The sequence below is a fragment of the Streptomyces sp. NBC_00091 genome (assembly GCF_026343185.1).
GTDB lineage: Bacteria > Actinomycetota > Actinomycetes > Streptomycetales > Streptomycetaceae > Streptomyces.
In genome coordinates, this window is sequence record NZ_JAPEMA010000001.1 from 4,419,632 (window position 1) to 4,441,259 (window position 21,628).

23 protein-coding genes and 1 riboswitch are annotated in these 21,628 nt (G+C 72.6%); of the genes, 11 read left to right on the plus strand and 12 right to left on the minus strand.

All coding sequences use genetic code 11. The features are described from left to right. Positions 1 to 17: 17 nt before the first annotated feature. Positions 18 to 1,373 (plus strand): class II 3-deoxy-7-phosphoheptulonate synthase, encoded by a 1,356-nt coding sequence (locus tag OOK34_RS20415; protein ID WP_267035298.1) that lies wholly within the window; start codon positions 18 to 20, stop codon positions 1,371 to 1,373. A gap of 171 nt (positions 1,374 to 1,544) precedes the next feature. Then, positions 1,545 to 1,802: a bacterioferritin-associated ferredoxin gene (locus OOK34_RS20420; RefSeq protein WP_267035299.1), complete on the plus strand. Its 258-nt coding sequence runs from the start codon at positions 1,545 to 1,547 to the stop codon at positions 1,800 to 1,802. 31 nt (positions 1,803 to 1,833) lie between these two features. Here OOK34_RS20420 and bfr read toward each other — a convergent pair whose 3' ends face one another. Next, entirely contained in the window at positions 1,834 to 2,310 is a 477-nt protein-coding gene (gene bfr, locus OOK34_RS20425; protein ID WP_069919949.1) for a bacterioferritin, read from the minus strand. A gap of 172 nt (positions 2,311 to 2,482) precedes the next feature. Here bfr and OOK34_RS20430 point away from each other — a divergent pair, with 172 nt between their 5' ends. Beyond that, a complete protein-coding gene (locus tag OOK34_RS20430) occupies positions 2,483 to 3,115 on the plus strand; it encodes a sulfite oxidase-like oxidoreductase (protein ID WP_267035300.1) in 633 nt (210 codons plus the stop codon). Positions 3,116 to 3,143: 28 nt separating this feature from the next. Here the strand turns inward: OOK34_RS20430 and OOK34_RS20435 are convergent, their stop codons facing one another. The 6 genes from OOK34_RS20435 to thiO form a co-directional block, all read right to left on the minus strand. Next, positions 3,144 to 3,668, minus strand: coding sequence for a DUF4396 domain-containing protein (locus OOK34_RS20435; protein ID WP_267035301.1), 525 nt, complete (start codon positions 3,666 to 3,668; stop codon positions 3,144 to 3,146). A gap of 91 nt (positions 3,669 to 3,759) precedes the next feature. Next, positions 3,760 to 4,617, minus strand: a complete 858-nt coding sequence (locus OOK34_RS20440) for a deoxyribonuclease IV (protein WP_267036836.1) — start codon at positions 4,615 to 4,617, stop codon at positions 3,760 to 3,762. 10 nt (positions 4,618 to 4,627) lie between these two features. After that, positions 4,628 to 6,550, minus strand: a complete 1,923-nt coding sequence (pknB, locus tag OOK34_RS20445; RefSeq protein ID WP_267035302.1) for a Stk1 family PASTA domain-containing Ser/Thr kinase — start codon at positions 6,548 to 6,550, stop codon at positions 4,628 to 4,630. Between the two features lie 179 nt (positions 6,551 to 6,729). After that, complete coding sequence (locus OOK34_RS20450) at positions 6,730 to 7,524, minus strand: thiazole synthase (RefSeq protein WP_267035303.1); 795 nt, start codon at positions 7,522 to 7,524, stop codon at positions 6,730 to 6,732. Positions 7,525 to 7,529: 5 nt separating this feature from the next. Then, entirely contained in the window at positions 7,530 to 7,730 is a 201-nt protein-coding gene (gene thiS / locus OOK34_RS20455; protein ID WP_267035304.1) for a sulfur carrier protein ThiS, read from the minus strand. Next, a complete protein-coding gene (gene thiO, locus OOK34_RS20460) occupies positions 7,727 to 8,908 on the minus strand; it encodes a glycine oxidase ThiO (protein ID WP_267035305.1) in 1,182 nt (393 codons plus the stop codon). Before thiO ends, thiS begins: the two co-directional genes overlap by 4 nt. After that, positions 8,906 to 9,018: riboswitch (TPP riboswitch) on the minus strand. (Overlaps the previous gene by 3 nt.) Before the next feature lie 145 nt (positions 9,019 to 9,163). On the opposite strand from thiO, the gene OOK34_RS20465 reads away from it, so the two are divergent. From OOK34_RS20465 to OOK34_RS20485, 5 genes are all read left to right on the plus strand, one after another. After that, a complete protein-coding gene (locus tag OOK34_RS20465; RefSeq protein WP_267036837.1) occupies positions 9,164 to 10,330 on the plus strand; it encodes an NAD(P)/FAD-dependent oxidoreductase in 1,167 nt (388 codons plus the stop codon). Between the two features lie 68 nt (positions 10,331 to 10,398). Beyond that, on the plus strand, positions 10,399 to 10,764 hold the full coding sequence (locus OOK34_RS20470; protein WP_267035306.1) for an Rv2175c family DNA-binding protein: 366 nt from the start codon (positions 10,399 to 10,401) through the stop codon (positions 10,762 to 10,764). Between the two features lie 70 nt (positions 10,765 to 10,834). After that, a complete protein-coding gene (gene thiE, locus OOK34_RS20475) occupies positions 10,835 to 11,473 on the plus strand; it encodes a thiamine phosphate synthase (RefSeq protein WP_267035307.1) in 639 nt (212 codons plus the stop codon). Positions 11,474 to 11,541: 68 nt separating this feature from the next. Beyond that, positions 11,542 to 12,456 (plus strand): methylenetetrahydrofolate reductase [NAD(P)H], encoded by a 915-nt coding sequence (metF, locus tag OOK34_RS20480; protein ID WP_267035308.1) that lies wholly within the window; start codon positions 11,542 to 11,544, stop codon positions 12,454 to 12,456. A 52-nt stretch (positions 12,457 to 12,508) separates the two neighbouring features. Continuing rightward, positions 12,509 to 13,405, plus strand: coding sequence for a hypothetical protein (locus OOK34_RS20485; RefSeq protein ID WP_267035309.1), 897 nt, complete (start codon positions 12,509 to 12,511; stop codon positions 13,403 to 13,405). Between the two features lie 49 nt (positions 13,406 to 13,454). Here the strand turns inward: OOK34_RS20485 and OOK34_RS20490 are convergent, their stop codons facing one another. The 5 genes from OOK34_RS20490 to OOK34_RS20510 all read right to left on the minus strand — a co-directional run bounded on the left by OOK34_RS20490 (position 13,455) and on the right by OOK34_RS20510 (position 17,634). Next, the gene (locus tag OOK34_RS20490; RefSeq protein ID WP_267035310.1) at positions 13,455 to 14,888 is read right to left on the minus strand and encodes an NAD(P)/FAD-dependent oxidoreductase; all 1,434 of its coding nucleotides are present in this window, start codon (positions 14,886 to 14,888) and stop codon (positions 13,455 to 13,457) included. Positions 14,889 to 14,919: 31 nt separating this feature from the next. Beyond that, positions 14,920 to 15,546, minus strand: a complete 627-nt coding sequence (locus OOK34_RS20495) for a DUF4126 domain-containing protein (protein ID WP_267035311.1) — start codon at positions 15,544 to 15,546, stop codon at positions 14,920 to 14,922. Positions 15,547 to 15,651: 105 nt separating this feature from the next. Beyond that, positions 15,652 to 16,053 (minus strand): DUF3040 domain-containing protein, encoded by a 402-nt coding sequence (locus OOK34_RS20500; RefSeq protein ID WP_125816834.1) that lies wholly within the window; start codon positions 16,051 to 16,053, stop codon positions 15,652 to 15,654. Between the two features lie 264 nt (positions 16,054 to 16,317). Next, complete coding sequence (locus tag OOK34_RS20505) at positions 16,318 to 17,076, minus strand: methyltransferase (protein ID WP_267035312.1); 759 nt, start codon at positions 17,074 to 17,076, stop codon at positions 16,318 to 16,320. A 75-nt stretch (positions 17,077 to 17,151) separates the two neighbouring features. Then, the gene (locus OOK34_RS20510) at positions 17,152 to 17,634 is read right to left on the minus strand and encodes an SAV_6107 family HEPN domain-containing protein (RefSeq protein WP_267035313.1); all 483 of its coding nucleotides are present in this window, start codon (positions 17,632 to 17,634) and stop codon (positions 17,152 to 17,154) included. A 197-nt stretch (positions 17,635 to 17,831) separates the two neighbouring features. Between OOK34_RS20510 and OOK34_RS20515 the strand changes: the two genes are divergently transcribed. Genes OOK34_RS20515 through OOK34_RS20525 form a run of 3 tightly spaced genes read left to right on the plus strand, consistent with a single transcriptional unit; the run spans position 17,832 to position 21,611 of the window. Further along, a complete protein-coding gene (locus OOK34_RS20515; RefSeq protein WP_267035314.1) occupies positions 17,832 to 18,890 on the plus strand; it encodes an ATP-binding cassette domain-containing protein in 1,059 nt (352 codons plus the stop codon). Next, on the plus strand, positions 18,862 to 20,955 hold the full coding sequence (locus OOK34_RS20520; RefSeq protein ID WP_267035315.1) for a YhgE/Pip family protein: 2,094 nt from the start codon (positions 18,862 to 18,864) through the stop codon (positions 20,953 to 20,955). The genes OOK34_RS20515 and OOK34_RS20520 overlap by 29 nt, the downstream gene beginning before the upstream one ends. 29 nt (positions 20,956 to 20,984) lie before the next feature. Beyond that, complete coding sequence (locus tag OOK34_RS20525) at positions 20,985 to 21,611, plus strand: TetR/AcrR family transcriptional regulator (RefSeq protein ID WP_267035316.1); 627 nt, start codon at positions 20,985 to 20,987, stop codon at positions 21,609 to 21,611. The last annotated feature ends 17 nt before the right edge of the window (positions 21,612 to 21,628 follow it).

Genomic DNA, 21,628 nt, shown 5'->3' on the forward strand with positions numbered 1-21,628 from the left:
GCCGTAATGTGTACGAGGTGACCGTGAACGCTGAAACCCAAGCCCCCGCCGCCAAGGCGACCTGGCGAGACCTTCCCGCGGCGCAGCAGCCTTCGTACCCCGATGCCGAGGCCCTGCGCGCTGTCGTCGCGGACCTCGAGTCGTATCCTCCCCTCGTTTTCGCGGGTGAGTGCGACCAGCTGCGCGCCCGTCTGGGAGCCGTCGCCAAGGGCGAGGCGTTCCTGCTCCAGGGTGGCGACTGCGCCGAGGCCTTCGACGCCGTGTCCGCCGACCACATCCGCGCCAAGCTGAAGACGCTGCTCCAGATGAGCGCCGTCCTGACGTACGCGGCCTCCGTGCCCGTCGTGAAGGTCGGCCGCATCGCGGGCCAGTACTCCAAGCCGCGCTCCAAGGACACCGAGACCCGCGACGGCGTCACCCTGCCGACCTACCGCGGCGACTCCGTCAACGGCTTCGCCTTCACCGAAGAGGCCCGCATCCCGGACCCGGAGCGGCTCAAGCGCATGTACCACGCGTCGGCCTCGACGCTGAACCTGGTGCGCGCCTTCACCACCGGTGGTTACGCCGACCTGCGCCAGGTGCACGCCTGGAACCAGGACTTCGTGAAGTCCTCCCCGTCCGGGCAGCGCTACGAGCAGCTCGCGCGGGAGATCGACAACGCCCTGAACTTCATGAAGGCCTGTGGCACCGACCCGGCCGAGTTCAAGGCCGTCGAGTTCTACGCCTCGCACGAGGCGCTGCTGCTCGACTACGAAGGCGCGCTGACCCGCACGGACTCGCGTACCGGCAAGCTGTACGACACCTCCGGCCACATGGTCTGGATCGGTGAGCGCACCCGCCAGCTGGACCACGCGCACATCGAGTTCTGCTCGCAGATCGCCAACCCGATCGGCATCAAGCTCGGCCCGACCACCTCGGTGGACGAGGCGCTGACCTACATCGACCGCCTGGACCCCGAGCGCGAGCCGGGCCGGCTGACCTTCGTCGTCCGCATGGGCGCCGACAAGGTCCGCGACAAGCTCCCCGAGCTGGTCGAGAAGGTCACCGCGTCCGGTGCCACCGTCGCCTGGGTCACCGACCCGATGCACGGCAACACCTTCGAGGCGGCCTCCGGCCACAAGACGCGCCGTTTCGACGACGTGCTGGACGAGGTCAAGGGCTTCTTCGAGGTCCACAAGTCGCTGGGCACCCACCCGGGCGGCATCCATGTCGAGCTCACCGGTGACGACGTCACCGAGTGCGTGGGCGGCGGCGACGAGATCTTCGTCGACGACCTGCACCAGCGCTACGAGACGGCCTGCGACCCGCGGCTCAACCGCAGCCAGTCCCTGGACCTGGCGTTCCTGGTCGCCGAGATGTACCGCGACCAGTAGGCGATCTCCGGAATGTAGCTTCCTATGACAGTGGGGCGCGGATCGATGTGATCCGCGCCCCACTGTCGTACCCGGGTCTTTTAGGGGACCCTAACTTTGGGTACGGTTAGGTAAGCCTCACCGAATAGGGGATGGCCCGCCGAACCGTTCCGCACCAGGGAGGTGAACCGCGTGTACGTCTGCTCTTGCTTCGGGATCACCGACAAGCAGGTCAAGGAACACGCGGCTGCCGGGGCCTGCACCCCCCGCCAGATCGCCTCGGCCACCAAGGCCGGCACCGACTGCGGCTCCTGCGTGCGCACCATCCAGGGCATCCTCGGCCGTGGCGCGTGCCCCCGCCGGGAACTGCTGGAGAAGGGCAACGCCGCGGCCGTCCTCGCCGCCGACCCGCAGGCGGCGCCCGCGCCCGCGCTGGCGGAAGCGGCCTGACGGCTGAGGCCTGAGGCCTGAGGGCCGACGGCTAGCTCGGCTGCTCGATGAGCTGGGCGATGTACAGCGGCTCGCCGAGGGACTCGATCAGCTCCAGCTGGGTGTCGAGGTAGTCGATGTGGTGCTCCTCGTCCGCCAGGATCTCCTCGAAGAGGCGGGCGGAGGTGATGTCACCCTTTCCGCGCATGACCTCGATGCCGCGCTTGAGGCGGTCGATCGCCTCGACCTCGACCTGCCGGTCCGCCTGGAACATCTCCGTGATCGTCTGTCCGACGCGCACGTGGAAGAGGCGCTGGTAGTTCGGCAGACCGTCGAGCATCAGGATGCGCTCGGTGATCTTGTCCGCGTGCTTCATCTCGTCGATGGACTCTTCACGCGTGTACTTGGCGAGCTTGGTCCATCCCTTGTTGTCCTGGATGCGGTAGTGCAGCCAGTACTGGTTGATGGCCGTGAGCTCGCCGGTCAGCTGCTCGTTGAGGAATTCGAGGACCTCGGGGTCGCCCTGCATCGCAGAGGCTCCTTCCAAGCAATGTCAGCTAGGTGACTGGGCAGTGCGCGCATCCTTGCACTGCCGTCCTGGGCCGTCCAGTAAGTGCCTCCTTAGTGGGAGTTGCCGTGACTTGCCCGAATCGGGTCGTACCTGGTCGTGACCACCCCGCCACGTCTGTCACCATGGAGGTATGGGTCAGCCGGAAAGCCGGGAATCTCCGGGAGCAGAGCAGCTCGAGCTCCCTCCGGGGCAGCGGTTGCAGAGGGGCTGGCCGGTCACCCATTACGGTCCCGTGCCCAAGTTCAAGCCGGACCGCTGGGAGTTCCGCGTCTTCGGCGCGACCGCCGACGGCGAGAAGCACTGCTGGAACCACGAGGAGTTCGCGGCCCTGCCGTTCGACTCGGTCGTGGCCGACCTGCACTGCGTCACCAAGTTCAGCATGCTGGGCGCCGAATGGGGCGGCGTGCTGGCGCGTACCGTCCTGGCCCTGGCCCCGCCGGCCCCGCAGGTCACGCATGTGATGGTGTGGGCCGAGTACGGCTTCAGCTCCAACATGAGACTGGCCGATTTCGCCTCCGAGCGGACCGTCTTCGCCACCCACATGGGTGGCGAACTGCTCACCGCGGAGCACGGTTTCCCGCTGCGGCTCGTGGTCCCGCACCTGTACGCCTGGAAGGGCCCCAAGTGGGTCCGCGGCATCGAGTACATGACCGCCGACCGCCGGGGCTTCTGGGAGGAGCGCGGCTACCACAACATCGGCGACCCCTGGCGCGAGCAGCGCTACTCGTACCAGGAGGAACCGGGCGACGGCCCGGAGCTGTAGCCGCCCCGCCCGCCCGCCCCTGCCGCCGTCAGTGGTGGTACTGGTGGACGACCGCGTGACCCTTGCCGCGGCCGATCATCCACTTGTTGACCGGGGTGGTCAGGACGAAGGCGACGGCGAGCGCGATCGCCAGCACCGTCCAGAACAGCGGCGCCGAGAGGTGGGCGTCCATGGCGCCGGGCCACAGGGCGATCACCCCGTTGTCGACCAGCTCCATGACCGCGATCGACAGGGTGTCCGCGGCCAGCGCCACCCGGATGGCCGTACGCAGGTCCACGCCGGCGGTGAGGATGCCGCGCAGCGTGAGCGCGTAGCCGAAGAAGAACGCGAGGACGATCGCCAGGATCATCGTCGGGACGTTCCCCCAGCCCAGCGCGGTGCCGATGACCATGCCGAGCACCTCGCCGATGGCGCAGCCGGTGAGGCAGTGCAGGGTGGCCTTGGCCGCCATGGCCCAGCTGACCTTGCCGCCGTGGGCGTGGGCGTGGGTGTGGTCCTGCCCGTAGTCCTGGTGATGCTGGTGGTGCTCGTGGTTCGCGTGTGCGTGCTCCATGACAACCCCCTGAAGGCTTGAGGGAAACGCCCGGTGACGGTCCTGCCGCTACGACAGAACCGTATACCCCCCCAGGGTATTCCTCAACAGATCAGTGGAGGTCGCGCAGCTCCTTGAGCAGGGCCACGTCGCCCGCGTGCCCCTCCTTGCCGCCCGGCGTTTCGATGATCAGCGGCACGCCGTCCGTCTCGGGGTGCGAGAACAGCTCGGCGAAGGCCTCCCGGCCGATGTGGCCCTGGCCGATGTTGGCGTGCCGGTCCTTGTGGGCGCCGACGCCCTCCTTCGAGTCGTTGGCGTGGATCAGCTTCAGCCGGCCCGCGCCCACGCTCTCCACCAGCAGGTCCAGCGTCTGCTTGGTCCCGCCGGGCTCGGCCAGGTCGTGCCCGGCCGCGAAGATGTGGCAGGTGTCCAGGCAGATCCCGAGCTTCGGGTGGTGGTCGAGCGCGTCGAAGTACGGGCCGAAGTCCCAGGTGCGAGAGCACAGCGAGGAACCCTGCCCGGCCGTGGACTCCAGCAGTAGGAAGGGGTCGTCCTCGTGCGTCAGCTCGTCCAGCAGCGGCAGCATGTGCTCCCTGACCTGCGCGTACGCCGCCTCGCGCGGGCGGCCCCCGGTCGCCGAGCCGGTGTGCACGACCACCCCGAGCGCGCCGATCTCCCGGCCCCGGCGCAGCGAGTGGCGCAGGGACTCCACCGACTTCTCGACGGTCGCCTCGGTGTGGGAGCCGAAGTTGATCAGGTACGGGGCGTGCACGTACGCCGGGATCGACTCCTCGGCGCACCGGGCACGGAACAGCTCGTCCTGCGCCGGGTTGCCGGTCGGAGTGGCCCAGCCGCGCGGGTTGGCCACGAAGACCTGCACGGCCTCCGCGCCCATCTCCCGGGCGTACGTGAGGCCGACCGAAGCCAGCCCGCCGGCGACGGGGACGTGCCCGCCCACGGGATTGCGTATCACTGGCTCGTCACAGCCCCTTCGTCTTGACGGTGATCGTGCTGCCCTCGGGCGCGCCCTGGCCACCGGGCACCGACTGGGTTTCCACCGTGCTGCTGAAGGAGAGGAAGGGGCGGTCCACCTTCACCTTGAAGCCCAGGGCCTCCAGGGTCTTGCGGGCCACGTCCACATCCTGGCCGGTGACGTCCGGCACCTGGACCTGGCGGGGCCCCTTGGACACGGTCAGCGTGACCGTGTCGCCCGCGGCGGCCTGGGTGCCGGCGGCGGCCGACTGGTTGGCGACCGTACCGGCGGGCGAGGCGGAGTTGACCTGCTCGGCGGCCGTCTCCACCCTCAGGCCGAGGCCCTCCAGGGCGGCCCGGGCCTGGTCGAGGGACCTGCCGGTGACGTTCGGGACGGGCACGGGGCGGCCCTTGCTGACGACGAAGGCGACCGCGGTGTCGGGGGCCCGCTTCTGCCCGCCCGCCGGGTCGGTGCTGATCACCGAGCCCTGGGCGACGTCCTGGCTGAACGCCTGGGTGACGATGCCGGGGGCCAGCCCCGCCTTCGACAGCTCCGCCTTGGCCTCCTCCAGCGGCCTGCCCTTGAGGTCGGGCACGCTGACCACCTCGGGGCCGCGGGAGACGGTCAGGGACACCGTGCCGTTGCCGCGGATCCGCTCGCCGCTGCCGGGGTCGCTCTCCATGACCGTCCCGCGGTCGAAGGCTTCGCTGAACTTCCGGTCGACCTTCTTGACGCCGAGGCTGGCGGCGGACAGCTCCGACCGGGCCTGGGCCTCCGTCTTGCCGAGGAGGTTGGGGACCTTGGTGAACTGCCCGGAGTTGATGTACCAGACGCCGGTGCCGAGGCCCAGCGCGAGCAGGATCCCCACCACAGTGAGGATCACCCCGCGCCGGGGCCCCCGCCGTCCCGGGGCCGCGTGCGGGGCCGGGGTGTGGTGCTGGTGCTGGGGCTGGGGGCGTTCCAGGCGGGAGGTGTGGTGCACGGGCTGCGGCTGCCCCACCGGGCGCGGGATCACGCTGGTGCGGTCCTCGGCGGCGGACCGCTCCGCGGCCCGCGCCTGCGGCGGTACGGCGTCCAGCTCGGCCTCGCCGAGCCGCGCCCGGGCCTCCCGGGCCAGCCCGAGCAGGGCCGCGGCATCGTAGGGGCGCAGCTCGGGGCTGCGGGCGGCGGCGTGCGCGACCAGCTCGTCGAGGGCGGCGGACAGCCCGGGGACGGCGGCCGAGGGGGGCGGCACGTCCTCGTTGAGGTGCTGGTACAGCACCTGGGCGGGGGTGCCGCCGGTGTGGGGCTTGGAGCCGGTGAGCATCTCGTACAGGACGACACCGCAGGCGTAGACGTCCACGCGGGTGTCGGTGACGCCGTCCTCGATCTGCTCGGGCGCGAGGTAGGAGACGGTGCCGAGGACGGAGCCGGTGGTGTTGGTGGCCGAGTCCACGGAGCGGACCAGGCCGAAGTCGGCCACCTTGACGCGGCCGTCGTCGCCGATCAGGACGTTCTCGGGCTTCATGTCCCGGTGCACGAAACCGGCCCGGTGGGCGGTGCCGAGGGCGGCGAGCACCGGCTCGAGGATGTCGAGCGCCGCCCGGGGCTGGAGCGCACCGCGCTCGCGCAGCACGTCGCGCAGGGTGCAGCCGGAGACGTACTCCATGGCGAGGTACGTGTACGGCCCGTCGGTGCCCTGGTCGAAGACGGCGACGACGTTCGGGTGCGCGAGGCGCGCCACGGACTTCGCCTCACGGATGAAGCGGTCGACGAAGGCGGCGTCGGCGGCGAGGTCCGGGTGCATGATCTTGAGCGCCAGGACCCGGTCGAGGCGGGTGTCGAAGGCCCGGTAGACCGTGGCCATGCCGCCGGCCGCGATACGGGCGTCGACGCGGTAGCGGCCGTCGAGCACGCGCCCGACGAGGGGGTCATCCAGGGTCGTATCCACCCGGCGATTCTACGAGCCCCTCCACTACGCCCGGCCGGGGTGTCCATGCTTGCAGCGCAGCCGTGACGTGGAGGGGGTGCGGGGCTTGCGGCGCGGGCCCGCTATCTCCCCCTCGAGGGGTGGGGGTGGGCGGTGGCTGCCCAGCCGGCACCCCGCCTCCCGACCCCCGCCCCGCCCCTTCAGAACGCCGGCCGCTCCGGGTCCAGAGCCGCGCGGCCCTGCGTCGGGGAGGAGGCTTCGGCGAAGCGGCGTTGGGGGATGCGGCCCGCGCGGTGGGCCAGGCGGCCCGCCGAGACGGCGTCGCGCATCGCCGCGGCCATCAGGACCGGCTGCTGCGCACGCGTCACCGCCGAGGCGAGCATCACTCCCGCACAGCCGAGCTCCATCGCCAGGGCCGCGTCGGAGGCGGTGCCGGCGCCCGCGTCGAGGATCACCGGGACCCCGGCGCGCTCGACGATCAGCTCGAAGTTGTGCGGGTTGCGGATGCCCATCCCCGAGCCGATCGGGGACCCCAGCGGCATGATCGCCGCGCAGCCCACGTCCTCCAGCTTCCGGGCGAGGACCGGGTCGTCGTTGGTGTACGGCAGGACCGTGAAGCCCTCGTCGACCAGGACCTCGGCGGCGTCCAGCAGCTCGACGCCGTCGGGGAGCAGGGTGCGCTCGTCCGCGACGACCTCCAGCTTGATCCAGTCCGTGCCCAGTGCCTCCCGTGCCAGCCGGGCCGTGAGCACGGCCTCGCCGGCCGTGAAGCAGCCCGCGGTGTTGGGGAGCACGGCGATGTCCAGCTTGGACAGGACGGACAGGACCGAGCCCTGCACCGTGGGGTCCAGGCGGCGCATGGCCACCGTGGTCAGCTCGGTGCCGGAGGCGACCAGGGCGCGTTCCAGGACGTCCAGGCTCGGGGCCCCGCCGGTGCCCATGATCAGCCGGGAGGAGAAGGTCCGGCCGCCCAGGGTGAAGTCGTCGTCAGCCATGGTGGTCAGCCTCCCTGGACCGCGGTGAGGATTTCGACCCGGTCGCCTTCGTCCACCCGCGTCGCCGGCCACTGGCCGCGCGGGACGACGGTCTCGTTGAGCGCGGCGGCCACGCCGGAGGGGGCGGTGGTGAGGGTGGCGACCACCGCGTCGAGGGTGGTGCCGGCCGCGACCTCGCGCGGCTCGCCGTTGACGGAGATGGTCATGCGTACGACTCCTGACGCGTGGGGGAGAAACGGCGCGGGGTGAAGGGGCGGGCGATCTCCGGCACGATGCCGGTGGCCAGCAGTTCCGCCATCACGTCGCCGGTGAGCGGGGTCAGCAGCACCCCGTTGCGGTAGTGCCCGGTGGCCAGGTGCAGGCCGGGCAGGTCGGTCGGGCCGAGCAGCGGCGCGTTGTCGGGGGAGCCGGGGCGCAGTCCCGCCAGGGTCTCGACCAGCGGGAGCTCGGTGATGCCGGGTACCAGCTCGTGGGCGTCGCGCAGCAGCTCGTAGACCCCGCCGGCGGTGACCGTGGTGTCCCAGCCGAGTTCCTCGCTGGTGGCTCCGACGACGAGCTCGCCGTTCTCGCGCGGCACCAGGTAGACGTGGCTGCCGCGCACGACGGCCCGTACCGTCCGGGACAGGAACGGCGTGTACGCGGCGGGTACGGCGAGCCGCAGCACCTGCCCCTTCACCGGCCGTACGGGCGGCAGCGCCTCGGCCGGTACGCCGGCCAGCAGGCCGCTGTTGGAGCCGGCGGCCAGGACCACCTGGTCGGCGAGCAGCTCCGTGCCGTCGTCGAGCAGTGCCCCGGTGGCCCGGTCGGCGGTGACGAGCAGCCGCTCCGCGCGGGCCCGGTGGATCGCCACCCCGGCCCGCTCGCAGGCGGCCAGCAGCGCGGCGGCGAGCCGGCGCGGGTCCACCTGGTGGTCCCCGTCGGCGCGCAGCCCGCCGCGCACCCCGGGTGCCAGCATCGGCTCCAGGCGGCGGCACTCGCGGCCGGTGAGCCACTCGGACTCCAGGCCGCAGCGGCGCTGGAGGGCGTGCAGTTCCCGCAGGTGGAGGCGGTCGTCGGCGTCGAGGGCGACGGCGAGGGTGCCGCAGGCCCGGTAGCCGAGGTCCATGCCGCCGCTGGCTTCGGTGAGCTCGGCGGCGAATTGCGGGTAGCGGGCGGCGGAGGCGACGTTGAGGCCGAGCAGGGTCTCCTCGCCGTAGTGCAGTTCGGTGACGGCGGCCAGCATGCCGGCCGCGACCCGGGCGGCGCCGCCGCCGGGGTCCGGGTCGGCCAGCGCGGTGCGCAGCCCTCGCCGGGCCGCCTGCCAGGCCGTGACCAGGCCGATGATGCCGCCCCCGATGACGAGGACGTCGGATCCTTTTCCGGATCCCTTCCGAGATGAGTGCATGGGCGTCCAGCCCCTCCCTTCGCCGGCATGACCCGGATCAGGTTCGTACGGTCGGAGGCCGTCCAGCCTCCCTCTCAGCCCGGTGCGCCCGGACTCCCGCGATAGGTACGGTGGCCAGACTAACCCCGGCGCCGGAGCCGGGTAAGGCTGCCTCCCCGCCCTCTATTCCTGACGGTACGTCAGTTCATTAGGCTGGGCCGCGTGAGCCAACAGACCGAACAGACGAAGCCCGGTGTCGTGATCGCCGGCGCCGGAATGGCCGGCGTGCAGACCGCCGTGGCCCTGCGGGAGCAGGGCTACGACGGCCCCGTGACCCTGCTGGGCGCCGAACCGCACCAGCCCTATGACCGGCCCCCGCTGTCCAAGGCGGTACTGCTCGGCAAGGCCGAGGACTCCGCCTTCGAGGTGGACTTCGAGGGCCTGGGCATCGACCTGCGGCTGGGCGTCGAGGTCACCGGGCTGCGGGCGCCGGCGCGCGAGATCGACACCGAGGCCGGCCCGGTCCCGTACGAGGTCCTCGTGCTGGCCACCGGTGCCCGGCCGCTGACCCTGCCCGGCACCGAGGGGATCCCGCACGTCCACCTGCTGCGCACCCTCGACGACGCCGCCCGGCTGCGCCCGGTACTGGCGGCGGCCCCCGAGGTGGTGGTCGTCGGGGCCGGCTGGATCGGCGCCGAGTTCGCGACCGCGGCCCGCGAGGCCGGCTGCGCCGTGGCGGTGGTCGAGGCCGCGGACCGGGTCCTGGCCGGGGCCCTGCCCGCCGAGGTCACCGCCCCGATGGCCCGGTGGTACGCCGAGGCCGGGGCCACGCTGCTCACCGGCGCGAAGGTCGCCGGGATCGAGGAGGGCCGGGTCCGGCTGGCGGACGGCCGCGAGCTGCCCGCCGCGGCCGTCGTCGTCGGCATCGGCGCCCGGCCCGCCACCGACTGGCTCCCCGGCACCGGGATCGAGCTCGGCCCCGACGGCTCCGTCACCGCCGACGCGTACCTGCGCACCTCCCTGCCCGGGGTCTACGCGGTCGGCGACTGCTCCTCCTTCCCGTCGGCCCGCTACGGCAAGCGGCTGCTGGTCCACCACTGGGACAACGCCCTCCAGGGCCCCCGGGCGGTCGCGGCGAACATCATCGCCGGGGAGGCCGTGCAGGCCTACGACCCCGTGCCGTACTTCTGGTCCGAGCAGTTCGGCCGGTTCGTCCAGTACGCGGGCCACCACGGCGGGGCCGACACCCTGCTGTGGCGCGGCGACCCGGCCGCCCCCACCTGGTCGGTGTGCTGGCTGCGCGGGGGCGCGCTGGTCGCCGTCCTGGCCGTGGGCCGCCCCCGGGACCTGGCGCAGGGCCGCAAGCTGATCGAGACGGCCGTCCGCGTCGATCCGGCCAAGGTCGCGGACCCGGGTGTTCCGCTGAAGTCGGCCCTGGTCTGACGGGGCCCCGGCCCCGGACGGACGGGGCCGGGTACCGGCAGCCCGCCCGAGGTGGCAGGCTTGTGCCCGTGACCGAGATTGACGCAAAGATCGATGCCCTTGTCCCCTCCTGGCTGTACCTCCCCGACATCGCGGAGATGCTCGACATCGAGGTGACCCGGGTCCGCCAGATGGTCAAGGAAGGACAGCTGATCGCCGTACGCCGGGGCGAGAACCGCGCCCTGCAGGTTCCGGCGCAGTTCATCGACGGCGACAAGGTCGTCAAGGGGCTCGTCGGCCTGCTGACCGTGCTGCGTGACGACCGGTTCTCCGACGAGGAGATGCTGGAGTGGCTCTTCACCGAGGACCCGACCCTGCCCGGCACCCCCGTGCAGGCGCTGCGCGAGAATCGCGGCACGGAGGTCAAGCGCCGCGCCCAGGCGCTCGCCCTCTGACCGGCTGATCCACAGGTGTGCGGGCCGATCCCGTCGGCCCGCACACCGCCACCACCACGGGGGTACTCCCATGCAGCAGCTGTCCGACGCCCGGCTCTACCTGTGCACGGACGCACGCAAGCGGCAGGGCGACCTCCCCGAGTTCCTCGACGCCGCCCTGGCCGGCGGCGTGGACATCGTCCAGCTCCGCGACAAGGGCATGGAGGCCGGCGAGGAACTCGAACACCTCCAGGTCTTCGCCGAAGCCGCCCGCCGCCACGGCAAGCTCCTCGCGGTCAACGACCGCGCCGACGTCGCGCACGCCATCGGCTCCGACGTCCTGCACCTGGGCCAGGGCGACATCCCCGTGCCCGCCGCCCGCGCGATCCTGGGCGGGGGAGTGCTGATAGGCCGTTCCTGCCACGCCGAGTCCGAGGTGGACGCCGCCGTCGCCGAGCCCGGCGTGGACTACTTCTGCACCGGCCCCTGCTGGCCCACCCCCACCAAGCCCGGCCGCCACGCCCCCGGCCTCGACCTCGTCCGGTACACGGCCTCCCTGGAGCAGGACCGCCCCTGGTTCGCGATCGGCGGCATCGACCGCGCCAATCTGGACGAGGTGCTGGACGCCGGAGCCACCCGCGTCGTCGTCGTACGGGCGATCACCGAAGCCTCGGACCCCCAGGCGGCCGCCGCCGAACTCTCCAAGCTGATCCGCGCCCGCCTGGCCTAGTGTCCAAAAACGTGTCCAATGGATGGACAGCGCTTCGGCGTCCGCCGGGGCGCGTCTAACCTGCCCGTATGGCCCTTGGTACCGCTTCCACCTGGTCGGATCGTGCACACACGGTCCGCGACCTCCTCGCGTCCGGAAGCTCGTATTCCTTCGAGTTCTGGGCCCCCAAGACCGAGAAGGGCGAGCGCAACCTCTGGAACGCGCTCCGCCGGATCGAGGCGGTCTCCCCGAGTTTCGTCTCCGTCACGTACGGAGCCGGCGGCTCCACCCGGGGCGGCACCGTCCGCGCCACCCAGCAGATTGCCGCCGACACCACCCTGACGCCCGTCGCGCACCTCACCGCGGTGGACCACTCCATCGCCGAGCTGCGCCACGTCATCGGCCAGTTCGCCGACGCCGGGATCCGCAACATGCTCGCCCTGCGCGGAGACCCGCCGGGCGACCCCATGGGCCCCTGGGTCAAGCACCCCGAGGGCGTGGACTACGCGGCCGACCTGGTGCGCCTGCTCAAGGAGTCCGGCGACTTCTGCGTCGGCGTCGCGGCCTTCCCCGAGATGCACCCCCGCTCGGAGGACTGGGACACGGACATCCGGCACTTCGTGGACAAGTGCCGCGCCGGTGCGGACTACGCCATCACCCAGATGTTTTTCGATCCCGAGAATTATCTGCGGCTTCGCGACAGCGTCGAGAAGGCCGGCTGCGAGACCCCGATCATCCCCGAGGTCATGCCTGTTGTGGGCATCAAGCAGCTCGACCGGCTGCCCCAACTCAGCACCGCGGTCTTCCCCGAGGACGTCAAAGAGCGCATGCTCGCCGTCAAGGACGATCCGGCCGCTGTACGCTCCATTGGCATCGAGTTCGCCACGGAGTTCTGCGCGCGGCTGCTGTCCGAGGGTGTCCCCGGACTGCACTTCATCACGCTGAACAATTCCACGGCGACTCTCGAAATCTACGAGAACCTGGGCCTGCACCAGCGGGCCTGATCGGCCGTCTCCCCGATTCCCGCGCGGGCGGCCGTACCGAGAGGGGCCTTGCATGGGAATGACGGTCCTCTACATCGCGTTCGGTTTCGTCGCGTTGTGGCTGCTTGCCGAGGTCCTGATGCAGTACAAGGCCCGGCTGCGCTGGCGCCTGCTCGCCTTCACCGGCTTCGTCGGAGTGGTGGCCGGGGTGGTACTGCCGTCGGTGCTCGTGATCGCCGCCGGCGCGACCGCGTTCGCCGTCGGCCAGACCCTGGTCACGCTCTCCTTCCGCAAGGGCTTCGTGGCCGGCTGGGCGCTGCGCCGCGGCGGAGCGCCCGCACCGCAGGAGGCGCAGAGCAGACGCCGCCGCTCCGGGAGCGGACCGCGCCCGGAGCCCGCGCTGGAGGTGACCGGGCTGGAGTACGCCTCCCAGGGCCAGGCCCCCGCCGGGGACACCGGGCCCGCCGACGCGGTGTTCACCCCGCAGCCGGTGCCGGAGGAGACCGGCTCGTACGGGATACAGAGCTTCGTCCCCCAGCAGCCCCAGCAGCCCGGGCAGTCCCAGCAGCCCGCCGCCGGGGCACCCTTCGCCTCGCCGTACGCCACGCCCGAGCAGGACGCCCACCAGTACGCGGCCTACTACGACCCGCAGCAGGGACAGGGCGGCTACGACTACTCCGGCGGCTACCCCGGGGGCGAGCAGCAGGTCTACGCCGCCTACTCGGACCCGTACATCGGCACCGGCGGCGAGGTCTCCCCGGCCCCGCCCTACGACGGCACCGGCTACCAGCCGTACGCCGACCCGGCGCAGCAGCAGTACTCCATGGACACCCCGCCCGGCGGGGTCTGGGTCCCGCAGCAGCGCGCCACCGACGCCGCCCCGCAGCCCTACCCGGAGCAGGACCCGCAGCAGCCGCCGCAGGGGTACCCGTACCAGGGCAACGGGGAGTACGGCCAGTACCGCCACTGACGCCGGACCGGGGCGGGGCGAGGGCCCGGGCCCTGTCCCGGGACGGGGCTCACTGCGAGCCCCGGAACTCCGCCCCCTCCACGATCAGCCCGGCCACCAGGGCCCCCGTCATCCCGGCGTGCGCGAGCCCGCCGCCGGGGTGCGCCCAGCCGCCCGCCAGGTACAGCCCGGGGAGGGCCGTCGTGTTGGCCGGGTACAGCAGCCGCCCGCCGTCCCCCGGCAGGGCCGGCGCCGGCACCGATCCGCCGCGCGCGCCCGTGGCCGCCTCCACGTCCGCCGGGGTGCGCACCTCCTGCCACAGCAGGCGCCCCCGAAGCCCCGGGACGGCCCGTGCGGCGAGGTCCAGCAGCTTCTCCGGGTCCGGGACCGGCGCCCCGCCCGCGGGGCCGCACACGGCGCTGACGGTGACCGCCTCGTGGTCCGCGTCGGGCCGGGTCGCCGGGTCGTCCGGGCGCAGCACCGTGACCAGCCGGACGCCCGCCGAGCCGGGGGAGTGCACCAGAGTGCGGTGGACGGCGTCCGCCGGGCGGGCGCCGCGCAGGGCCAGCAGCAGGGTCAGCCGCCCGGGCAGCTCCGCCCCCTTGGCCGGTACGCCGCCCCGCGGCCGGGGCACGGAGCCGCTCGGCAGCTGCCTCGGGTCGATCCCGCAGACGACGGAGTCGGCGGCCACCTCGGTACCGTCGGCCAGCCGCACCCCGGCCGCCCTGCCGTCGCGGCTCAGGACCGCGCGTACGGGCGAGCCGAAGACGAACTCCACCTTCCGCTCCCGGCAGCGCTCGTAGACGGCGGTGGCCAGCTCGCGCATGCCGCCCATGACGTACCAGCTGCCGAAGGTCTGCTCCATGTACGGCAGCGCGGCCGCCGCGGCGGGCGCCGCGTCGGGGTCCAGCCCGTACGCCTGGACCCGTCCGGCCAGCAGCTCGCCGAGCCCGCCGCCCAGCTCGCGCCGGGCCACCTCGGCCAGCGTCGGCGTACGGCGGCGCAGCAGGCCGCTCCCGCGCAGGGCCGGGTACGGGTCGCTGCCCAGCACCTGCCAGTCGGGGCGCAGCGGCTCCTCCAGCAGGGGGCGGCGGGTGGCGTCCCAGGTGTCGCGGGCCCGGCCCAGCAGGGCGTTCCAGCGCTCCCCGGCGCCCGCGCCGAAGGTCTCGTCGAGGGCGGCGGCGACCCCGCCCCGGGAGGCGCCCGGGAGGGTGACGGCGGCGCCGTCCAGGACGTGCCGGACGGCGGGGTCCAGCTGGACCATGTCGACGCAGTCCTCGAGCGGCCGCTTGCCGGTCTTCACGAACAGGTCGCGGTAGACGGCGGGCAGGTGCAGCAGCCCCGGCCCGGTGTCGAAGGCGAAGCCGTCCCGCTGGAACCGGCCGACGGAGCCCCCGTAGGTGGTCCCGCGTTCGTACACCGTCACCTGGTGCCCCGCCACGGCCAGCCGGGCCGCCGTCGCCATCGCGCCCATGCCGGCGCCGATCACCGCAATTCTTGCCATGCGGCTGAGCCTATCGAGCGAGGTCAGCGGCTCAGCCGGGCGGTGCCCCGCCGACGGCGCGGGCCGCCGCTGCCAGCCGTTTCTCCTCACGGCGCTGGGCGCGCCGTCGCCGGAAGCGGCGGATCCGGCTCCACAGGTAGACCAGCAGGGCCAGGCCGATGACCAGCAGCACGGCCGCGATGATCGCGGCGGCCTGCGGATTGAACATGGCGAAGGTGACGATGCCGCCCACGCCCAGGTCCTCGGCGGTGCTCAGCGCGATGTTGCTGAACGGCTCGGGCGAGGTGTTGACCGCCATCCGGGTGCCGGCCTTGACGAAATGGCTGGCCAGGGCGGTGGATCCGCCGACCGCGCCGGCGGCGAGGTCGGAGAGCGAGCCGCTCTGCCCGGCCAGGAGGGCGCCGACCACGGCGCCGGAGACGGGCCGGATCACGGTGTGGACGGTGTCCCACAGGGAGTCCACGTACGGGATCTTGTCGGCCACGGCCTCGCACAGGAACAGCACGCCCGCCACGACCAGGACATCGGTGCGCTGGAGCGAGGCCGGTACCTCGTCGGTCAGTCCGGTCGCGCCGAAGATGCCGAGCAGGAGGATCACGGCGTACGCGTTGATCCCACTGGCCCAGCCGCTGGTGAAGACCAGGGGGAGCACACTCATTTGCCCAGGATGCCGCAGCACGGGTGATCCGGCAGGCAGAAACGGTGAGGGGACGGCCGCGAGCGCGCGGCCGTCCCCTCACCGACGGAATGTGTACGGGGCTGGTTACTGCCCCTGTTCGTCACGGCGGCGCTGCCACCGTTCCTCGATTCGGGTCATCATCGACCGACGCTGCCGGCTGCGGCCACGGGCCGAACCGCCTGCGCTTCCGGAGACGGGCTGCTCGCCAGGCTTGGGTGCCTTGCGCCAACCGGTGACCACGAGGACCGTACAGGCCAGCATGACGAGGAATCCCACCACGCTGATCCAGAGCACTTCCTGCCAGATCACACCGGTCATGAGGAGCGCGATACCCACCACAATGCCTACGACTGCCTGGTAGACCCGTCGCCGGGTGTACGTGCGCAGTCCACTGCCCTCAAGCGCTGTCGCGAACTTGGGGTCTTCGGCGTACAGCGCTCGCTCCATCTGCTCGAGCATTCGCTGCTCGTGCTCCGAGAGCGGCACGGGAGTCCTCCTCATCCGTCGGTCGCGGGGGGTAGCGACCAGGGGTCCCCTTCAGGATAGGCGGGGAATCGCCCCCGTGATACCCGCCCTCTACGCCACATTCTGCAAACCACTGCGTATGACAAACCACCGTCGCCAAGGCGGCCATCGAGGCGCTTATTCCCCAATGAGCAGTCCGCCATGCCGACCGGTGCACCCGATCATACGTGTCGGCGCGCCGGATGGGAGGGGATCCGCAGGACCCCGTCCGAGCAAGCCCGCAGATCAGGCGGGCTTCTCGCCAAGGACGTGCAGCTGCGTGGCGACCGCGTGGAAGGCGGGCAGCTCGGCGGCGGCCTCCTCCAGACGCAGCAGCGCCTCGACAGCCCCCGGCTCGGTGTCCACGAGCACTCCGGGGACCAGGTCGGCGAAGATCCGCACCCCGTGGACCGCGCCGACCTCCAGGCCGGCGTCGCCGACGAGCGCGCTCAGCTGCTCGGCGGTGAAGCGGCGCGGCACCGGGTCGCCGGCGCCCCAGCGCCCGGCCGGGTCGGTGAGCGCGGTGCGGGCCTCGGTGAAGTGCCCGGCCAGCGCCCGCGCCAGCACGGCCCCGCCGACGCCGGCGCCGAGCAGGCTGAGGATGCCGCCGGGGCGCAGGGCGGCGACCACGTTGGCCACGCCCTCGGCCGGGTCGTCCACGTACTCGAGCACACCGTGGCAGAGCACCACGTCGTACGCGGTCCGCTCGACGACGTCCAGCAGGCCCTGGGCGTCGCCCTGCACCCCGCGCACCAGGTCGGCGACACCGGCCTCGGCGACCCGGCGCTCCAGCCCGAACAGCGCGTTCGGACTGGGGTCGACCACGGTCACCCGGTGGCCCAGCCGGGCCACGGGCACGGCGAACTTGCCGGTGCCGCCGCCGGTGTCCAGTACCTCCAGCACGTCCCGCCCGGTCGCCTTCACTCGGCGGTCGAGGGCCTCCTTGAGGACCTCCCACACCACGGCGGTGCGGAGAGAGGCACGGGGGCGGGAAGTGTCCGACACGGCTGATGACTCCTCGGCGCGTAAGGGTGGGGAGCGGTGCGTGCCCCACCCTATTGCCTCAGCCGACCGGGCAGCTCATCCGGCGTTCGGACGCTCCGGGCGCGGCTGCGGCAGGACCTGCGCGACGGGCCGCAGCGAGAGCATCCGCTCCACCAGGCGCAGGAACATCCCCACCTCCCGTACGAGGTCGTCCGCGTCCCGGCTGGTCGCCGCGTCCCGTATCCCCGCCTCGGCCCGGGCCCGGCGGGCCGCGCCCGAGGCGAACAGCGCGCTCCACTCGGTCAGTTCCGGCGCTATCTCCGGCAGCACCTCCCACGCGCTGCGGATCCGGGGCCGCCGCCTCGGGCGCACGGGCTCGGGCCGCCCGCGCGCGGCGAGTACGGCAGCGGCGGCGCGCAGGGCGGCCAGGTGGGCGGTGGCGTACCGCTCATTGGGCCGGGGCAGCAGGGCCGCCTCGGCCAGGCCGTCGCGGGCCTTGGCGAGCAGGTCCAGGGCGGCCGGGGGTGCGGCCGCCCTGCGCGGGACGGGATGGACAGGGGACGGGGACGGTGTGGCCATGACGAACCTCCTGTCGTTGCGTGGTGTTCAGCGCTCTTGCTGCTGGTGGTTTCCGTTCGTGGATCCATCCTGACGGCCCCCACTGACAATCGCGCTGACCTGCGATTTCGTACCCAATACCCCCCTTGTGCCCGGCCCTTGGCCCCGAACCTGCTAGTTTTTGAACTGACCGGTCAGTTCAAAAGAAGGAGGGCGGCGTGGACAGCCCGCACGGCGCGGCCGTCAAGGCCGAGGGCTTCGGACTCAAGGGCCCGCGCGGCTGGGTCTTCCGGGGCGTGGGGATCGACGCGGCGCCCGGTTCGCTCATCGCGGTCGAAGGCCCCTCCGGCAGCGGCCGGACCTGCCTGCTCCTCGCCCTCACCGGGCGGATGAAGGCCACCGAGGGCCACGCCGAGATCAGCCGCCACCGGCTGCCCAAGAAGATGGCCGCGGTCCGCCGGATCTCCGCCCTCGGCCCCGTCCCCGGGGTCAACGACCTCGACCAGGCCCTGACCGTCGCCGAGCAGCTGCGCGAGGGAGCCATGCTCCAGCGGCGCTACGACGCCCCCGTGCGCGCCCTGCTGCGCCCGCGCGGCGACCGCCGCGCCGCCGCGCGGACCCGGATCGACGAGGCCCTGGCCGCCGTCGGACTGGACCCGGCCACCCTGCCCAAGGGCCCGCGGACCTCCGTACGCGACCTGGAGCGGCTGGAGGCCGTACGGCTGTCCGTCGCCATCGCCCTGCTGGGCAGCCCCCGGCTGCTGGCCCTCGACGACCTCGACCTCAAGCTCTCGGACGCCGAACGCACCGAGGCCTGGGCGCTGCTCCGCTCGATCGCCGACCGGGGGACCACCGTCCTCGCGGTGTGCAGCGAGGCCCCGGAGGGCGTGACGGTGCTCCGCACGGTCACGGACACCGGGACCGGGGAGCCGCCGGTCGGGCAGGCCGGGAACAAGCAGGCGGGCAAGCACACCGGGCAGGCCGCCGCCGGGCCCGCGAAGCCGGCCGCCGCGCGCGCCGACGGTCCGAAGATCACCTGGGGCCTGCCCGGCGGACCCGCGTCCGAAGCGGACGCGGACACCGCCACCGGCAAGGCCCCGGACAACGACACGGACACGGACACGGACCCGGACACCACCGCCGAGCCACAGGCGGAGCCCGCGGCGCCCGCCGGCCCCACCGCAGACACGGCAGACACGGCAGACACCGCAGACACCGAGAACGACGAAGACACGAAGGGGGCGGACGATGCGCTCGCCGAAACTGGCCGCGCTTGAGCTGAAGCGGTTCGGGCGGGGCAAGCTGCCCCGGGCCGCTCTCGTCGCGCTGCTCCTGCTGCCCCTGCTCTACGGGGCCCTGTACCTCTGGTCGTTCTGGGACCCGTACAGCCGGCTCGACAAGGTGCCCGTCGCCCTCGTCAACGCCGACAAGGGCACCACCGTGGACGGCAAGCGCCTCGACGCCGGCGGTGAGATCACCCGCAAGCTGCGCGAGAGCAAGACCTTCGACTGGCGCGAGGTCAGCGCGGCCGAGGCGGCCGAGGGGCTGGAGGACGGGAAGTACTACCTCTCCCTCACCATGCCCGCCGACTTCAGCACGCGGATCGCCTCCAGCTCCGGCGAGGACCCCACCACCGGCGCCCTCCAGGTCCAGACGAACGACGCCAACAACTACATCGTCGGCTCGATCTCGCGCACCGTCTTCTCCGAGGTCCGCTCGGCGGCGTCCACCAACGCCTCCCGCGGCTTCCTCGACAAGATCTTCGTCTCCTTCTCCGACCTGCACGACAAGACCGCCGAGGCCGCCGACGGCGCCGACAAGCTCAAGGACGGCGCGGGCAAGGCCCAGCAGGGCGCGAAGGACCTCGCCGACGGCCTCGACACGGCCAAGGAGAAGTCCGGCGAGCTCACCGGCGGCCTGAAGAAGCTGAACGAGGCCGCCGGCAAGCTGGAGACGGGCTCCCGGCAGGTCGCGGACGGCACCCAGAAGGTCGCCGACCGGGTGGGCGGCGCCGCCGACAAGGCCCGCCCCTTCGTCAAGGACCCCAAGAACCTGGCGGACACCGCCAAGCTGGTCGCCGACACCGCCCACGTCGTCAACAACCACCTCGCCAAGGCCGTCGAGAAGGCGCCCGGCGCCGCCGCCCTCGCCAAGCGGGCCGCCACCGAAACCGACGCCCTCTACACGAAGTACTGCGTCACCCCCGCCACCCAGCCGGCCCCGGCGTACTGCGCCGACGCGAAGAAGGCCCGGGACACCACCGCCGAAGCCGCCCTGCTCAGCGGCGACGTCAGCACCGTCCTCGGCAACTCCAACGGCGACATCACCAAGCTCCGCAGCCAGCTGACCGACCTGGAGAACAAGGCCCGCGTACTGGCCGACAAGGCCCCCGGCCTCGCCGGCGACCTCGACGCGGCCGTCGCCCAGGCCAACGCCCTCAACGCCGGCGCCCACAAGGTCGCCGACGGCATGGTCGAGCTGCACAAGGGCATCGGCACCGCCGCCGGCGGCTCCGGCAAGCTCGGCGAGGGCGTCGGCAAGCTCGGCGACGGCGCCCACAGCCTCAACGGCGGCATGTTCAAGCTGGTCGACGGCAGCGGCCAGCTCGCCGGAGGCCTGCACGACGGCGTCGGCAAGATCCCGGACTACGACCAGAAGCAGCGCGACGCCCGTACGCAGGTCATGGCCGACCCGGTCCAGCTCGCCAACCAGGCCCTGCACAAGGCGCCCAACTACGGCACCGGCTTCGCCCCGTACTTCATCCCGCTCTCCCTCTGGGTCGGCGCGATGGTGGCCTACATGCTGATCGCCCCCATGAACAAGCGGGCCCTGGCCGCGGGCGCCTCGCCCTGGCGGATCGCGCTCGCGGGCTGGCTGCCCGTGGTCGGCCTCGGCGCCGCGCAGGTGGGCGCGCTGATGTCCGTACTCCACTGGGCCCCGGACCTCGGCCTGCAGATGGCCCGCCCGGCCCTCACCATCGGCTTCCTGGTCCTGGTCACCGCCTGTTTCGCGGCGATCGTCCAGTGGCTCAACGCCAAGTTCGGCGCCGCCGGGCGGATCCTGGTCCTGGCCGTCCTGATGCTCCAGCTGACCTCGGCCGGCGGTACCTACCCCGTCCAGACCAGCCCGGACTTCTTCAACGACGTCCACCCGTACCTGCCGATGTCGTACATCGTCGAGAGCCTGCGCCGGCTCATCACCGGCGGTGACCTCACCCCCGTGTGGCAGGGCTGCGCGGTCCTGGTGGCCTTCACGGCCGGAGCCCTGGCCCTCACCGCGCTCGCCGCCCGCGGCAAGCAGGTGTGGACGATGGACCGGCTGCACCCCGAACTGAGCCTGTAAGGGGCTGTTGACCTGTGAGAATCAGCGCCATGGAAAGCAGCAGCACCACTGCCGGCGGCAGCCGCCGGCAGGCCACGCGCCAGAAGCTCTACGAGGCGGCCGTCACGCTCATCGCGGAGCAGGGCTTCTCCGCGACCACGGTCGACGAGATCGCCGAGCGGGCGGGCGTGGCCAAGGGCACCGTCTACTACAACTTCGCGAGCAAGACCGACCTCTTCGAGGAGCTGCTGCGGCACGGGGTGGGGCTGCTGACCGCCTCGCTGCGGGCCGCCGCGGACGAGACCGAGGCGCGCGGCGGCAGCCGGATCGAGGCCCTCGACGGGATGATCCGGGCGGGCCTGGTCTTCATCGACCGGTACCCGGCCTTCACCCAGCTGTACGTCGCCGAACTCTGGCGGACCAACCGCGCCTGGCAGTCCACCCTGATGGTGGTGCGGGGCGAGGCGGTCGCGGTCGTCGAGTCGGTGCTGCGGGAGGGCGTGGAGCGGGGTGAGCTCAGCTCCGAGATCGACGTGCCGCTGACGGCGGCGGCGCTCGTGGGGATGGTGCTGGTGGCGGCGCTGGACTGGCAGGCCTTCCAGAGCGAGCGCTCGCTGGACGACGTGCACTCGGCGCTGTCGCTGCTGCTGCGGGGCCGGGTCAGCGGGAGCCGCTGACCCCCGGTCGGCGGTGC

What these genes read in the sequence shown, in the direction of transcription:
- thiO (WP_267035305.1), bottom strand. Translation starts at nt 8,908, where the DNA reads ATGCACTCATCTCGGAAGGGATCCGGAAAAGGATCCGACGTCCTCGTC.
- metF (WP_267035308.1), top strand. Translation starts at nt 11,542, where the DNA reads ATGGCCCTTGGTACCGCTTCCACCTGGTCGGATCGTGCACACACGGTC.
- thiS (WP_267035304.1), bottom strand. Translation starts at nt 7,730, where the DNA reads ATGACCATCTCCGTCAACGGCGAGCCGCGCGAGGTCGCGGCCGGCACC.
- OOK34_RS20490 (WP_267035310.1), bottom strand. Translation starts at nt 14,888, where the DNA reads ATGGCAAGAATTGCGGTGATCGGCGCCGGCATGGGCGCGATGGCGACG.
- OOK34_RS20495 (WP_267035311.1), bottom strand. Translation starts at nt 15,546, where the DNA reads ATGAGTGTGCTCCCCCTGGTCTTCACCAGCGGCTGGGCCAGTGGGATC.
- OOK34_RS20525 (WP_267035316.1), top strand. Translation starts at nt 20,985, where the DNA reads ATGGAAAGCAGCAGCACCACTGCCGGCGGCAGCCGCCGGCAGGCCACG.
- OOK34_RS20510 (WP_267035313.1), bottom strand. Translation starts at nt 17,634, where the DNA reads ATGGCCACACCGTCCCCGTCCCCTGTCCATCCCGTCCCGCGCAGGGCG.
- OOK34_RS20450 (WP_267035303.1), bottom strand. Translation starts at nt 7,524, where the DNA reads ATGGCTGACGACGACTTCACCCTGGGCGGCCGGACCTTCTCCTCCCGG.
- OOK34_RS20485 (WP_267035309.1), top strand. Translation starts at nt 12,509, where the DNA reads ATGGGAATGACGGTCCTCTACATCGCGTTCGGTTTCGTCGCGTTGTGG.
- bfr (WP_069919949.1), bottom strand. Translation starts at nt 2,310, where the DNA reads ATGCAGGGCGACCCCGAGGTCCTCGAATTCCTCAACGAGCAGCTGACC.
- OOK34_RS20465 (WP_267036837.1), top strand. Translation starts at nt 9,164, where the DNA reads ATGGCCGGCGTGCAGACCGCCGTGGCCCTGCGGGAGCAGGGCTACGAC.
- thiE (WP_267035307.1), top strand. Translation starts at nt 10,835, where the DNA reads ATGCAGCAGCTGTCCGACGCCCGGCTCTACCTGTGCACGGACGCACGC.
- OOK34_RS20520 (WP_267035315.1), top strand. Translation starts at nt 18,862, where the DNA reads ATGCGCTCGCCGAAACTGGCCGCGCTTGAGCTGAAGCGGTTCGGGCGG.
- OOK34_RS20435 (WP_267035301.1), bottom strand. Translation starts at nt 3,668, where the DNA reads ATGGAGCACGCACACGCGAACCACGAGCACCACCAGCATCACCAGGAC.
- OOK34_RS20430 (WP_267035300.1), top strand. Translation starts at nt 2,483, where the DNA reads ATGGGTCAGCCGGAAAGCCGGGAATCTCCGGGAGCAGAGCAGCTCGAG.